At 69.6% G+C, this 14,168-nt stretch carries 10 protein-coding genes and 4 tRNA genes; 8 read left to right on the top strand and 6 right to left on the bottom strand.

The annotated features are described in order from the left end of the window. From ACFYZQ_RS35300 to ACFYZQ_RS35290, 3 genes are all read right to left on the bottom strand, one after another. Positions 1 to 1,854, bottom strand: a 1,854-nt coding sequence (locus tag ACFYZQ_RS35300; protein WP_389156943.1) for a DEAD/DEAH box helicase, incomplete at its 3' end; no start/stop codon positions are given. A gap of 229 nt (positions 1,855 to 2,083) precedes the next feature. Further along, positions 2,084 to 2,617, bottom strand: coding sequence for a hypothetical protein (locus ACFYZQ_RS35295; RefSeq protein WP_389156940.1), 534 nt, complete (start codon positions 2,615 to 2,617; stop codon positions 2,084 to 2,086). Between the two features lie 84 nt (positions 2,618 to 2,701). Then, positions 2,702 to 3,052, bottom strand: coding sequence for a metallopeptidase family protein (locus ACFYZQ_RS35290; protein WP_389156937.1), 351 nt, complete (start codon positions 3,050 to 3,052; stop codon positions 2,702 to 2,704). Positions 3,053 to 3,135: 83 nt separating this feature from the next. On the opposite strand from ACFYZQ_RS35290, the gene ACFYZQ_RS35285 reads away from it, so the two are divergent. From ACFYZQ_RS35285 to ACFYZQ_RS35270, 4 genes are all read left to right on the top strand, one after another. Beyond that, positions 3,136 to 4,746: a metallophosphoesterase gene (locus ACFYZQ_RS35285; protein WP_389156934.1), complete on the top strand. Its 1,611-nt coding sequence runs from the start codon at positions 3,136 to 3,138 to the stop codon at positions 4,744 to 4,746. 80 nt (positions 4,747 to 4,826) lie between these two features. Further along, a tRNA-Glu gene (locus ACFYZQ_RS35280) sits at positions 4,827 to 4,899 on the top strand. Positions 4,900 to 4,936: 37 nt separating this feature from the next. Continuing rightward, positions 4,937 to 5,011 (top strand) — tRNA-Asp (locus tag ACFYZQ_RS35275). 29 nt (positions 5,012 to 5,040) lie between these two features. Beyond that, a tRNA-Phe gene (locus ACFYZQ_RS35270) sits at positions 5,041 to 5,114 on the top strand. Between the two features lie 150 nt (positions 5,115 to 5,264). On the opposite strand, the gene ACFYZQ_RS35265 is transcribed toward ACFYZQ_RS35270, so the two are convergent. Beyond that, a complete protein-coding gene (locus ACFYZQ_RS35265) occupies positions 5,265 to 6,437 on the bottom strand; it encodes an RNA-guided endonuclease InsQ/TnpB family protein (RefSeq protein ID WP_389156931.1) in 1,173 nt (390 codons plus the stop codon). A gap of 161 nt (positions 6,438 to 6,598) precedes the next feature. On the opposite strand from ACFYZQ_RS35265, the gene ACFYZQ_RS35260 reads away from it, so the two are divergent. The 4 genes from ACFYZQ_RS35260 to ACFYZQ_RS35245 all read left to right on the top strand — a co-directional run bounded on the left by ACFYZQ_RS35260 (position 6,599) and on the right by ACFYZQ_RS35245 (position 11,862). After that, positions 6,599 to 6,913, top strand: coding sequence for a hypothetical protein (locus ACFYZQ_RS35260; RefSeq protein ID WP_389156928.1), 315 nt, complete (start codon positions 6,599 to 6,601; stop codon positions 6,911 to 6,913). Between the two features lie 147 nt (positions 6,914 to 7,060). Next, entirely contained in the window at positions 7,061 to 11,005 is a 3,945-nt protein-coding gene (gene hrpA, locus ACFYZQ_RS35255) for an ATP-dependent RNA helicase HrpA (protein ID WP_389156925.1), read from the top strand. A gap of 93 nt (positions 11,006 to 11,098) precedes the next feature. After that, positions 11,099 to 11,173: transfer RNA gene (locus tag ACFYZQ_RS35250), tRNA-Asp, on the top strand. Positions 11,174 to 11,670: 497 nt separating this feature from the next. After that, positions 11,671 to 11,862, top strand: a complete 192-nt coding sequence (locus ACFYZQ_RS35245) for a DUF6274 family protein (protein ID WP_389156922.1) — start codon at positions 11,671 to 11,673, stop codon at positions 11,860 to 11,862. Positions 11,863 to 12,271: 409 nt separating this feature from the next. On the opposite strand, the gene bldC is transcribed toward ACFYZQ_RS35245, so the two are convergent. Then, positions 12,272 to 12,478, bottom strand: a complete 207-nt coding sequence (bldC, locus tag ACFYZQ_RS35240) for a developmental transcriptional regulator BldC (RefSeq protein WP_003949541.1) — start codon at positions 12,476 to 12,478, stop codon at positions 12,272 to 12,274. A 541-nt stretch (positions 12,479 to 13,019) separates the two neighbouring features. Continuing rightward, complete coding sequence (locus ACFYZQ_RS35235) at positions 13,020 to 13,880, bottom strand: hypothetical protein (protein ID WP_389156919.1); 861 nt, start codon at positions 13,878 to 13,880, stop codon at positions 13,020 to 13,022. Positions 13,881 to 14,168 lie beyond the last annotated feature (288 nt).

Below are 14,168 nucleotides of genomic sequence, written 5' to 3'. Positions count from 1 at the left end.
GTCGTCACGGCGCTCGTCACGGCGGAAGCCGCCACGGTCACCGTCCCGGCGCTCGTCACGGCGGAAGCCGCCACGGTCGTTGTCACGGCGCTCGAAGGGACGCCCGCCCCGGTCGTCACGGCGCTCGTCACGGCGGAAGCCGCCACGGTCACCGTCCCGGCGCTCGTCACGGCGGAAGCCGCCACGGTCGTTGTCACGGCGCTCGAACCCGCGGTCGTTGTCCCGACGCTCGAAGGAACGTCCACCACGGTCACGGTCGAAGGAACGCCCGCCCCGCTCGTCACGACGCTCGCGACGCTCGTACGACGACGCAGCCGCGGGGCGCTCCTCGCGCTCCGCCCGGTCGACGTCCTGCGCGGCCGTCTGCTGCGGCACCGAGACCTCGGCGACGGTCTGCTGCGCCTCGGCCTGCGCCTGGGCGACCGCGGCCTCCGGGTCCTCGCCCCGCTCACGGGCGACCCTGGCGACCAGCCGGTCCGCCTCCTCACGCAGCTCGGCGGCGCGCCGCTGGGCGCGCTCCAGCTGCTTGGTGAGCTGGGCGACCTCGCGCTCGGCCTGCTGCGCGGCGTTGCCCGCCGACTCGGCCTGGACCTCGGTCATGGAACGGGCGCCGGTGATCTCGGCGACCTCCGGGTCGAAGGCGGCGCCGCCCTGGATGATGTGGCGCCCGGCGTCGACGCCGGCGTCCTCCATGAGGCGGAAGATCTGGCGCCGCTGGTGCGGCAGGGAGAGGGAGACCACCGTGCCGGTGCGGCCCGCGCGGGCCGTGCGGCCGGCGCGGTGCAGGTAGTCCTTGTGGTCGCCGGCCGGGTCCACGTTCAGGACGAGGTCGATGCCGTCGACGTGGATACCGCGGGCGGCGACGTCGGTGGCGACCAGGACGTTGACGTAGCCGTCCTTGAAGTCGGCCAGCGTGCGCGTACGGGCGCCCTGGGTCATGCCGCCGTGCAGCGCGTCCGCCTTCACGCCCGCGTCACGCAGCTGCTCGGCCACGCGGTCGGCGCCGAGCTGGGTGCGGACGAAGATGATGGTGCGGCCCTTGCGGGAGGCGATCGCGGCGGTGACCGGCGCCTTGTCCTTGGGCTTCACGATCAGGATGTGGTGGGACATCGTCGTGACGGCGCCCTGGGCGGCGTCGACCTCGTGCAGAGCCGGGTCGTTCAGGTACCGGTCGACGAGGGTCTTGATCTCGTTCTCCATCGTGGCGGAGAACAGCATCCGCTGGCCGCCCGCCGGGACCTGGTCGAGCAGCTCGGTGACCTCGGGCAGGAAGCCCAGGTCGGACATCTGGTCGGCCTCGTCGAGGACCGCGATCCGCACGTCCTCGAGGGAGCAGGCGCCACGGTTGATGATGTCGCGCAGGCGGCCCGGGGTGGCGACCAGGATGTCGACACCCTTCTCCAGGGCGTAGATCTGGTTGCCCATCGACGTGCCGCCGCAGACGACCTTCATCTTCAGGCCGAGGACGTCACCGTACGGCTGGAGCGCGTCGGCGACCTGCATGGCGAGTTCACGGGTGGGCGTGAGGATGACGGCACGCGGCTTGTGCTTCTCGGTGCGACCGCCGGCCAGCGTGGCCAGGGTCGGCAGACCGAAGGAGAGCGTCTTGCCGGAGCCGGTGCGGCCGCGGCCGAGGATGTCCTTGCCGGCCAGGGCGTCCGGGATGGTCGCGGCCTGGATCGGGAAGGGGACGGTCACGCCGTTCTGCGCGAGCTTGCGCACGACGCCCTCGGGGAGACCGAGGTCCGCGAAGGTGACCTCGGGGGTGCTGGTCTCGTCGTTGGCCTCGAGCTCAGCGTTGTCCGCCTCGATGTTCTCGGACACCACGACGTGATCAGTACTGGAAATGGACATGCGTATGCGAAACCTTCCGGAGTCTCGTCGGCACGCGCCCGTCAACTCCGTGATTCGCAATACGACCGCCTCTATGCGGTCAGCCACGGCAAGGGAGAGTACGCGCCACACGGCGCGCTCTGCGGTGGCGCCGGGCAAATGGGATCAAACGATCTACCAAGATACGCACCCAACGCCCCCGAAGGCAAACCGGGTCTCGTTGAGCTACGTCACACGGCCAGGCGTCCGGCTACACCGGTGACCCGGCCTCCGGCGCTGGCTCCCGCTCGACCAACTGCGGCCCGGCCTCCTCGTGCGCCGACGACGACGGCTCGGCGGACGGGGGCTCGCTGGTCGGCGTGGGCGGCGGCGGTGGAGGAGGCGGCGGGGGCGTGGGCGTGGGCTCGGCCGTCCGCGAGGGGACGGGCTGGGCGTCGGTCGGCGCGGGCTCGCCCGGCCCGGCGGTCTTTCCCGGCTCGGCCCGCGCTGTCGGGGACGCGCTGCCCGGCGCCGACGGCTCGGCCGACGCCGAAGCCGACTTCCCCGGCTTGGCCTTCCCGCCGTGCCGGTGCTTGCCGTCGGCCGGGCCGCCGTCGTGCCCCCCGCCGTGCCCCGACACCACCGTCAGGCCGTCGGGCGCCCGGCCGTCCCGCTGCCCCGCCGAGTGCGCGGGTCTGCCCGGGCCCGCGTCGTCACCCACACTCACACAGCCGGAGGCGGCGGCGAGGACCAGCGCCGTGGTGGCCAGACGGACGGGTACGGACAAGGGACGCACGGCGGCCACCTCCAAAGGGTGAAGAAGTCAACCTGCCCAACTCCCGCCGCCCACAAGAGGACACGCGACCCGCCGGAAAGGGCCCGAAGCGACTCAGCCGTACCCGAGCGCGTGCAGCCGTTCCTCATCGATGCCGAAGTGATGGGCGATCTCGTGCACCACGGTGACCTCGGTCTCCGCCACCACGTCCTCCCGGGTCTCGCACATCCGCAGGGTCGGCCCCCGGTAGACGGTGATCCGGTCCGGCAGCACGCCCGCGTACCACTCGCCGCGCTCCGTGAGCGGCGTCCCCTCGTACAGCCCGAGCAGCTCGGGGTCGTCGGCGGGCGGTTCGTCCTCCACGAACACCGCGACGTTGTCCATCAGCCGCATCAGCTCCGGCGGAATCCGGTCGAGCGCCTCGGCGACCAGCTCCTCGAACTCCTCGCGCGTCATCTCCAGCACAGGCCCATTGTCCGGTACGGCACCCTCGTACGAAGGTCTTGGAGCACCGCATACCCGCGCACACGACCGGGCATACGGCACCAATGGCCCGCGTCCCCCTCGCAGCCCTGGACCACATGCTGAACCGGACCGAGAACCGCACACACCGCATCCGGAGGAACCCCCGCTTCCGGAAGGCCGCCCGCTTCCGGAAGGAGCCCCGCCCCCTCCCTCCGCTCGAGCTGGCCGCACGCCCCAACCCCTGGGCCCGCGCCCTCGGCCTGACGGGCGTCGTACTGGTCGGTGCCTGGCTGGGCCTGCTGATCGTGGGCAACGTACGGGCCCCGGTCGGCCCGATGAACACGACGATGACCCTCCGCCCGTCCCTGACCGGCGGCACCAAGATCAACGTCGCACCGCTCGGCGCACTCTCGCTCGACAGCCACGTCGCGCCGGTCCGCCTCGACGTCAACGTCGACCAGCTCGACCCGGTCCGCTCCCAGGCCCTGGTCGACCACCCCGAACGCATCTCCGGCCTGCAGGACGAGATCGCCCACGACGTCGAGCACGGCACCGTCGACCTGGCCGTACGCTCCTGCGTCGCCGTGGTCTCCGGCGCGACGGCGCTCGGCCTCGCGGTCTACCGCCGCCCGCGCCGCGCCCTGGCCGCCGGCGGGCTGGCGCTCACCCTCCTCGCGGCGTCCGGCGCGACCGCGTACGCCACCTGGAACCCGGAGTCGGTCCTGGAGCCGCGCTTCTCCGGCCTGCTGTCCTCCGCGCCCTCACTCGTCGGCAACGCGCGCAGCATCGTCACGGAGTTCGACGTCTACCAGAAGGAGCTGGCCCGCCTGGTGACGAACGTGACCAAGCTGTACGACGTCACGTCCACGTTGCCGGCCTACCAGCCGGACCCCACCACGATCCGGGTCCTGCACGTGTCGGACATCCACCTCAACCCGGCGAGCTGGAAGATCATCACCTCGCTAGTGGCGGAGTACAAGGTGAACGTGATCGTGGACACCGGCGACACCATGGACCACGGCACGGCGGCCGAGAACGGCTTCCTGGACCCGATCGCCGACCTGGGCGTCCCGTACGTGTGGGTCCGCGGCAACCACGACTCGCGGGTCACCCAGAAATACTTGGGGCGGATGAAGAACGTGCACATCCTGGACGACGGCAAGGCCGAATCGGTGGCCGGCCTGCGCTTCGCGGGGATGGGCGATCCTCAGTTCACCCCCGACCGCTCGGGCCGGCTCAGCGACACCCAGGAGCAGCAGGCGGGCGACCGGCTGGCCTCCGCCCTGCGCGACCAGCGGACCGCCAGCACCCCGGTGGACGTCGCCATGATCCACGAGCCTTCCGCCGCCCGCGAGACCGACGGCGAGGTGCCCCTGGTGCTGGCCGGGCACCTCCACCACGAGGGCGACGAGATCATGAAGAAGGGGACCCGGCTGCGCATCGAGGGCTCCACGGGCGGCAGCGGTCTGCGCGCCGTCGAGCACAAGTACCCGGCGCCGATCGAGGCGTCGATCCTCTACTTCGATAGGGACACCCGGCGCCTCCAGGCCTGGGACGCGATCAAGCTGGGCGGCCTGGGCCTGACGACGGCCGAGGTCAGCCGCCACCTCCCCGAGGAGAACCAGCCGGGCGCGCCCCAGGCACCGACCAGCCCGCCACCCTCGTCGCCGGCCCCTTCGCGGGCGGCGCCGTAAACCGTTTTGGCGATACCCCTCGCCATCCCATATGCTTCTCACGTCCCCGACGCGCTGAGAAGCGCCCAGGCGGGCCGATAGCCCTCATCGTCTAGCGGCCTAGGACGCCGCCCTTTCAAGGCGGTAGCACGGGTTCGAATCCCGTTGGGGGCACGCAACACCGTGTGCGACACTGTTGTACACAACGCTTGGTCCTGTGGAGCAGTTTGGAGTGCTCGCCACCCTGTCAAGGTGGAGGCCGCGGGTTCAAATCCCGTCAGGACCGCTGGGGTTTTGTTTCACGTGAAACCCCTTGGCTGGGTAGCTCAGTTGGTACGAGCGTCCGCCTGAAAAGCGGAAGGTCGCCGGTTCGACCCCGGCCCCAGCCACAGCAAAGGCCCCGATCTTAAGGATCGGGGCCTTGTTGTATGGCCCGGGATCACGCGCGTGTACGAGCGATCGCGTCCGCTACCGGAGAATTACCCCCGGCTCGCAGCTCGCGCCCGCCGATGGCTTCGGCGGAAGCGGCGCATCCAGCCCTACGCGATCAGCGTGAGGGCAGGGACCTGTGACTCGGCCCCGCGGACCCACGTCCACCAGCCGCGGTGGCCGATGACGTGGGACGCGTTGAGGTCCGCGTGCTCAACGAAGCCGCAGGACCTGCAGGTGAAGACGGCCTGGCTCGGCCGGTTGCGTCTGTCGATGTGGTGGCAGCGGGAACACTCCTGGCTGGTGTACGCCGGGTTCACGTGGACCAGGGGGACTCCGGCCCTGCGTGCCTTGTAGGCGATGAATTCGGCGAGCTGGCCGAACGCCCAGGAGTTCATCGTGACGCGTTGGGGCTTTTTCAGCCGTGCCCGTTCACGGATGCCGCCCAGAGCTTCGAGGGCGATGCCGCGTCCGGTGCGTTGAGCCTCCGCCACGATGTGCTTGCTGATCTTGTGGTTGATGTCTCGGGTTCGTCGGGCTTCCTTGCCCGCGTGACGCTTGGCGCGTCGTTTGGCGGAGCGGGTGCCCTTTTTCTGGAGTCGGGTGCGGAGCTTTCGGTCGTTGTGCCGGGTGCGGTTGAGTCTTCTGCCGCTGTGCCGGTGCCCCGTGGATGTGGTGGCGATGTTGGCGATGCCGAGGTCGACACCGATGAACGCCCGGGGGTTCGGGTTCGGGGCGGGTTCGGGCAGGTCGAGGGTGGCGAGCAGGTACCACTGACCGTCTCGGTACTGGAGGTCGGATTCTCCCTGCCGGTACTCGGCGAGTAGCTGGAGGTGCTCTTCTCTGCCTGTGTAGGCGAGGTGCTTCATGCGTCCGGCGGTGGTCCAGATGGAGACGGTCCGCGGTTCCGTCTGCCAGGAGAGCATGCGGTCGTCGTAGGGCTGGGCGGCGTCGGAGCGGAAGCGGAGTGGCTTGCCGGTGGCGGCCAGGTGTCGCTTGGATCCGGGGCGGCCGAGGTTGCCGGCTTTGAGGTTGCCTTTGAGGGCCGCGTACGCGTCGCTGGTCTTTTTGATGGCGTGCTGGGCGGCTTGGGCGCCGAGGCGCCAGGTGTTCTTGATGTGGGTGTAGGCCGTGGCTCGCAGCTCGCGGTTGCCTGTGGTCCCTGTGGCGAATGCGGTGGCAGAGACGTGGTTGGCGGCTTCGTTGCAGGCGTGCAGGGTTGCTCGGAGGGCCTGGGCCTGTTCAGGTGTCGGGAGGAGCTTCACACGCACGGTCAACTTCACGAACACGGATCCTATGGCTGGGGTTTCGTTCGGTCTCGCGAACAGGGGCGGTTCACCGACGCGAGCGGCTGCCCGAACACGTGATCACTTCTGGTCTTGGCATGTCCTGTGCGCGGCGCTAGGTTCTGGCCGGTCGAGCGGATCGCTGAGGGCGGGGGACGATGCATCAGGCAGAGGCGAGAGCGGGTCGGGACGTCGACGAGCTGGAGAGGGTCCGGGCTCGGTACGGGCTGATGGCGGTGGTGTTCAGCAACCTCGCGGTCGCCGCGGTCGCGATCTTCGGGGTGTGGCGGCTCAACGGGGACAGAGCGGTGATCGTCGGGGTGCTGACGGCCGCGTTCACCGCGGTGAGCGGCACGACCACCGCCTATCTGGGGATCAAGGCGGTGTCCAACACGGCGAGGTCGATCGCCCTGGGCGACGGTCACCGCCGGGAGCCTCCGCAGACGACTCCGCCGGCTCAACAGAACCAGTAGCCCTCGCCGACGGCGATCAGCCCCCGCTGGGGCCACTCGCAGTCGTCGACGTGCCGCACGGGCGGGCGGGCGAGGAAACCCCCTGCTGAACCGCCGGAGGCAATTCGTTAGCCAGGAATTTGGCCGAGGTGAGATCCTGGACCGCGTATGTCTACGCACCCTGCCCCCGCCCTCGGCACCCTCGCCCCCCGTCTGACCGAGCTGTCGCTGCGCGACGCGCACCGGCTCGGGCGCAGGCTCGAGGGCGCGCGCAAGATCCGTAAGCCGGAGGCCCGCGCCGCCGTCCTCGCCGAGATCGAGGCGGAGGTGGGCAAGGCCGAGGCCCGGATGCACGAGCGGCGCTCCCACGTGCCCGCCGTCACCTACCCCGAACAACTGCCGGTCAGCCAGAAGAAGGACGAGATCGCGGCCGCCATCCGTGATCACCAGGTCGTCATCGTCGCCGGCGAGACCGGGTCCGGGAAGACGACGCAGATCCCGAAGATCTGCCTGGAGCTCGGGCGCGGTGTGCGCGGCATGATCGGGCACACGCAGCCCCGCCGCATCGCCGCCCGGACCGTCGCCGAACGTGTCGCCGAGGAGCTGAACACCCCTCTCGGTGAGGCCGTCGGCTGGAAGGTGCGGTTCACCGACCAGGTGAACCCGGACGCCACCTTCGTGAAGCTGATGACGGACGGCATCCTGCTCGCCGAGATCCAGACCGACCGCGAGCTGCGCGCCTACGACACGATCATCATCGACGAGGCCCATGAGCGGTCCCTCAACATCGACTTCCTGCTGGGGTACCTCGCCCAGCTGCTGCCGAGCAGGCCCGACCTGAAGGTCGTCATCACCTCCGCCACCATCGATCCCGAGCGCTTCTCGCGGCACTTCGGCGACGCGCCGATCGTCGAGGTGAGCGGGCGGACGTATCCGGTGGAGGTGCGCTACCGGCCGCTCCTGGAAGAGGACTCGGACGACGCCGACCGCGACCAGATCACCGCGATCACCGACGCCGTCGAGGAACTGATGGCGGAGGGGAAGGGGGACATCCTCGTCTTCCTCTCCGGGGAGCGGGAGATCCGGGACACGGCCGACGCGCTGACGAAGAAGAACTACCGCTTCACGGAGATCCTGCCGCTGTACGCCCGGCTCTCCCACGCCGAGCAGCACCGCGTCTTCCAGCCGCACACCGGTCGCCGGATCGTGCTGGCGACCAACGTGGCGGAGACGTCCCTGACCGTCCCCGGTATCAAGTACGTCATCGACCCCGGCTTCGCCCGGATCAGCCGCTACAGCCATCGCACGAAGGTGCAGCGGCTGCCCATCGAGCCGGTCTCGCAGGCCAGCGCGAACCAGCGCAAGGGCCGCTGCGGGCGGACCAGCGACGGTGTCTGCATCCGCCTCTACAGCGAGGACGACTTCCTCTCCCGTCCGGAGTTCACGGACGCGGAGATCCTCCGTACGAACCTGGCGTCCGTCATCCTGCAGATGACCGCGGCCGGCCTCGGCGACATCGAGAAGTTCCCCTTCATCGATCCGCCGGACTACCGCAACATCCGCGACGGCGTCCAGCTGCTGCAGGAGCTGCACGCCCTCGACCCGGCCCAGAAGGACCCGCGCAAACGCCTGACGGACACCGGCCGCAAACTCGCCCAGCTCCCCGTCGACCCGCGCCTGGCGCGCATGGTGCTGGAGGCGGAGAAGAACGGCTGTGTCCGCGAGGTCATGGTGATCGCCGCCGCGCTGTCCATCCAGGACCCGCGTGAGCGCCCCGTCGACAAGCAGACCCAGGCCGACCAGCAGCACGCCCGCTTCAAGGACGAGACCAGCGACTTCCTCGCCTATCTGAACCTGTGGCGGTACATCCGGGAGCAGCAGAAGGAGCGGGGGTCCAGTTCCTTCCGGCGGATGTGCAAGCAGGAGTACTTGAACTTCCTGCGCATCCGGGAGTGGCAGGACATCTACACGCAGCTGCGCACGGTCGCCAAGCAGATGGGCATCCATCTCAACGACGAGGACGCCCCGGACGACCGTATCCACGTCTCCCTCCTCGCCGGTTTGCTTTCGCACATCGGCATGAAGGACGTGAAGGACGGCGCGAAGAACGAGTACCTGGGCGCGCGGAACGCCAAGTTCGCGATCTTCCCGGGTTCGGCGCTGTTCAAGAAGACGCCGCGGTTCGTCATGTCGGCCGAGCTGGTGGAGACGTCACGGCTGTGGGCCCGGGTCAACGCCAAAATCGAACCCGAGTGGGTCGAGCCGCTCGCCGGCCACCTGCTGAAGCGGACGTACAGCGAGCCGCACTGGGAGAAGGACCAGGCGGCCGTGATGGCGTACGAGAAGGTCACGCTGTACGGCGTGCCGATCGTCGCCGACCGGAAGGTCAACTACGGCCGGATCGACCCGGAGGCCAGCCGCGAGCTGTTCATCCGGAACGCGCTGGTCGAGGGCGACTGGCGCACGCACCACAAGTTCTTCGCGGACAACCGCCGACTCCTCAGCGAGGTCGAGGAGTTGGAGCACCGGGCGCGGCGCCGGGACATCGTGGTCGACGACGAGACGCTGTTCGACTTCTACGACCAGCGGGTGCCCGAGCACGTCGTCTCCGGTGCCCATTTCGACTCGTGGTGGAAGCGGAAGCGGCACGAGCAGCCGGAGTTCCTGGACTTCGAGCGGGAGATGCTCATCCGGGAGTCGGCGGAGGCGGTCACGAAGACCGACTATCCGGACTCCTGGCGTCAGGGCCCGCTCAAGTTCCGTGTGACGTACCAGTTCGAGCCGGGCGCGGACGCGGACGGCGTGACCGTGCACATTCCGCTGCAGGTCCTCAACCAGGTCACGGACGAGGGCTTCGACTGGCAGATCCCGGGGCTCAGGGAGGAGCTGGTGACGGAGCTGATCCGTTCCCTGCCCAAGCCGATCCGCCGCAACTACGTGCCCGCGCCGAACTACGCGAAGGCCTTCCTGGAGAAGGCGGCGCCGCTCGCCGAGCCGCTCACCACGACCATGGCCCGCGAGCTGAAGCGCATGGTCGGTGTGCCCTTCGAGGCAGGCGACTTCGACTGGGCGAGGGTCCCCGACCATCTGAAGATCACCTTCCGGATCGTCGACGAGCGACGGCGGAAACTGGCGGAGGACAAGGACCTCGAGCCCCTGAAGCTCCGGCTGAAGCCGAAGGCCCGCCAGGCCCTCTCGCAGGCAGCGGCGGCCACCGCCTCCCGTCAGGGCGGCGAGTCACTGGAGCGCAAGGGCCTCACCGACTGGACCATCGGCACGCTCAGCCGGGTCTTCGAGACCCGCAGGGCGGGGCAGCCGGTGAAGGCGTATCCGGCGCTGGTGGACGACGGCGACACGGTCTCGGTCCGGCTCTTCGACACGGAGGCGGAGCAGACGGAGGCGATGTGGCGGGGCACCCGGCGTCTCATCCTGCGCAACATCCCGGTCAACCCGGCGAAGTTCGCGAGCGACCGCCTGACGAACGCCCAGAAGCTGGGCCTGTCCGCGAACCCGCACGGGTCGATCCAGGCGCTGTTCGACGACTGTGCGACGGCGGCGGCGGACAAGCTGATCGCGGACTTCGGGGGCCCGGTGTGGGACGAGGAGTCGTACCGCAAGCTGTACGACAAGGTACGCGCGGAGATCGTCGACACGACCGTGCGGACGGTGGGCCAGGTGCAACAGGTGCTGGCCGCCTGGCAGTCCTGCGAGCGGCGGCTGAAGGCCGTACGGAGCCCCTCGCTGCTGCCGAACCTGGCCGACGTACGGGCGCAGCTCGACGGCCTCGTGAAGCCCGGCTTCGTGACGGCGGCGGGGATACGCCGGCTGCCCGACCTCATGCGGTACCTGGTGGCCGCCGACCGGCGCCTGCAGCAGATGCCGACGAGCGTCCAGCGGGACACCACGCGCATGGAGAAGGTCCATGAGATGCAGGACGAGTACGCGTGGCTCCTGGAGCAGCTCCCCCAGGGCCGGCCTGTCCCCTCCTCCGTCCTGGACATCCGCTGGATGATCGAGGAGCTCCGGGTCAGCTACTTCGCCCACGCGCTGGGCACGGCGTACCCCGTCTCGGACAAGCGGATCGTGAAGGCGATCGACGCGGCCGTCCCGTAATCGACCGGATACGGGGAGTGGGTTCGACCAGGACCCTCACCCTCCTGTACAGTCCTTCTCGCAGCGCAACGCGACGAAGGCGCCGCGAAACCTGGTCCTGTGGAGCAGTTTGGAGTGCTCGCCACCCTGTCAAGGTGGAGGCCGCGGGTTCAAATCCCGTCAGGACCGCAGAAGAGGCCCGCATCCCCCAAGGATGCGGGCCTTTGGTCATGCCCAGCCGAGGCCGCGCCCGCGGCGGAGCCGCAATCAGACACAGCAAATCCCGTCAGGACCGCAAGTAAGGCCCGCATCCCTTGGGAGATGCGGGCCTTCGTCATACCCAGCCGGAGGCCGCGCCCGCGGCGGAGCCGTAGGCGCCCGTTCCTCTTGGTCCGGTCCGTGATTCTCAGCCCGTCCGGCGTTTGAGGACGAGGCCGTTCAGGCCGAAGCGGGGGTTTGGGGGCGGCAGCCCCCAGCCGGCGGCCCCATGCGCCCCGCACGGCACAAGCGGCGCCCGCCGGCGCGCACGGCACAAGCGGCGCCCGCCGCCCCGCACGGCACAAGCGGCGCCCGCCGAGCCGCACAGCCCAACCGGCGGAGCCACGCGGCGGCCTTGACGGCGTCACATTCCGCCGGTACCCAGAAAACAGGGCCGGGTTCCCCTCGAGCGGCCCCGGAGGTGGCGTATGGCGGCATCGGTCCGGCACGAGACGCGGGCGCTCCTCAGGGCGCATCTGGCGGCTGCCTCGTCCTACGGGCATCTGACCCGCCACTGCCCGGTCTGCCACCACCTGCTGCGGCTGGCGCTGGACTCGCCGCCGTGCGGCCCGTTGCCCACGGAGGAGGCCGCCGAGGACGAGAGCCCGTCTCCGGCGTGACCGTCCGCCCCGCACAGGTGGCCCACAACAGGCGTTCCACCATGTGACGGGTGTCACCGCATGAATTTTTGAAAGCACGGTACTTACACGCGACCTACAACTGGTCAATTTAATATGTGCAATTGCACCAGACCTCACGACCGTCCCCCGGCCGATCCGACACGGCTCCCCAGACTTCCACAAGCCCGCCCAGGCGGACCCGTGTAGACGCCCCCCGGCACACAAAAAAGATCGCGCTGGACCCGGCGGAGTCCAGCGCGATCGACGACGCACCCTGTGTCGCTTGCCAGTGAGCTCTGTTCGGCTTGGGAGAGGGGCCTGTTGGGGCAGGTCCCGCGTCGCTTGGAGCTAGGTTTCGGGCTTCCCGGCCGGTTGGGGGACCTGCCGCATCGCCCGGTTATTCAGTTGTTCAGGCCTCGCTGCGCTGCTGCGGGATGCCCGCGAGCAGCGCGCGGACCTCGGCCTCGCGGTAGCGGCGGTGCCCGCCGAGCGTACGGATCGACGTGAGCTTGCCGGCCTTCGCCCACCGCGTGACCGTCTTCGGGTCCACGCGGAACATGGTGGCGACCTCAGCCGGGGTCAGCAGCGGCTCGGCATCAGGGGTGCGAGCGGTCATGAGCGGCCTCCTCGGGAGAACCGAACCTTCTCGGTTCTTTCCTCTAAATTCTGCACCTTGACCCGCGTTGCCCGAAATGGCGGACGCGAGTCGAGTCGGTTATAGGACGAACGGCTTGTCCTCGGCACTACAACTACACCATCTGTCCAGCCGCGTCGGCCAAACCGATGGAATTGCCCTCCCAGGTGTTCATCAGCGACGGAAGCCGATGGACCATGCCATAGCGGACAGTCACGCCAGTGTGACGATCAGTCACACTGGCGATCGGGAGTCACGAGACCCCCCAAAGCGTGCAATGCTGAGATTCCCCCCACAATGAAGCACAAGCGGACGGATGGAGCCCTCCCCGGACTCCTTGTCCTATTTTGGCATGAGGGGGGGCAAGTGGCGCAAGGGCCGTGTACGTGCGGTCCATCACCCTTGCGGCACTCTTCCGGACAAAAGCCCAGTTCGGGACCAACATCCCGTCAGGTCACCGAAGTGGCGTTACCGTACGCTGTTCGAGGCAGTTTCGGCCGTGATCCACGTCACTCACGCCCCGTCAGTTCGCGGAACGCCGGTCCCGCACCGATCGCCAGCGTTCCACGAGCCGCCCGTACGCCTCACCGGCGGCGGCCCCGTCCCCGCGGCGCAGCGCGTCGATTCCCTCGGCGACGTCGGCCGCCGAGTGATCGCCCTCGAGCTCGCCGGCGGGCAGCACGTGCACCAGGCCGCCGTAGTCCAGCTCCACCAGCGAGCGCGGGTGGAACTCCTCCAGCCAGCGGCCCACGTCCACCAGGCCGTCGATGAGCGGCCCTTCCTCGATGGCGTCCTTCAGCGCGCGCAGCCCGCGGGCCACCCGACGCCGGGCCTGCACCATGGGCGTGCGGTAACGGAGCACGGGCGGCTCGGCGCCGGCCGCCCCGGGGTCACCGGCACCCTTGGCGTACTCCCGCTCCTCGTCGGACACCAGGACGAACCAGTTGAGCGGTACCTGCCAGGTCGCGGTACGGATCCAGGGACGGGCGTCGGGGTTGCGGTCGAGCCAGCGCTCGTAGTCCCGGCCGGCCTGCTGGCGCACGACCGGGGGGAGCACCGCGTCCAGGACCGCCGGCGGCAGCTCCTCGGCGAGGTCGTCGAGCGCCTGCCAGCCGCGCAGCCGGGTCCGCCACGGACACACGCAGACGACCCCGTCGACGTCCAGGACGAAGGCGTCGCCGCTCTCGTGCACCGGTACCGGGACCGGCGGGGTGGGCAGCAGGTCGGCGAGCGAGCGGCGGAGCTCGTCCTGGTAGGAGGGGCGTTCCGGGCGGCGGGCGTACCGCGTCCAGTGGCCGCGCTCGGGCTCGGGGAAGGCGGCCAGCGGCTCGTACACACGCAGGTACGTGGCGTAGGGGACGATCACCGAGGACACCTTGGGCACGCCTGCTCCCTCCCCACCGGATTCGGCTCGAAACCCTCGCGGGGCGGACACCGAATCCGCACGGGCCGGGCTCGGGACGACGGGAAATCTCTGCAAATCGTGTCATGCCGATACGTGCATGGAAGCTCCCGGAGAGTGATCCTGAACACTGCGCGGATGGCGGCCGGGCAGTGTTCTACGCTCAGCCACAGCTACCCGCCACCCTCCCCCACTGCCAAAAGCGTGGGGGGACCCCCATGGGAGCTGGTCCCAGGACCACCGCCGCTACTCGCAACAGGAGTCACCACA

It is taken from the genome of Streptomyces sp. NPDC001843, assembly GCF_042891955.1.
Taxonomy (GTDB): domain Bacteria; phylum Actinomycetota; class Actinomycetes; order Streptomycetales; family Streptomycetaceae; genus Streptomyces.
The sequence above is the reverse complement of the archived record's forward strand: the minus strand, read 5'-3'. Positions and strand labels throughout refer to the sequence as shown.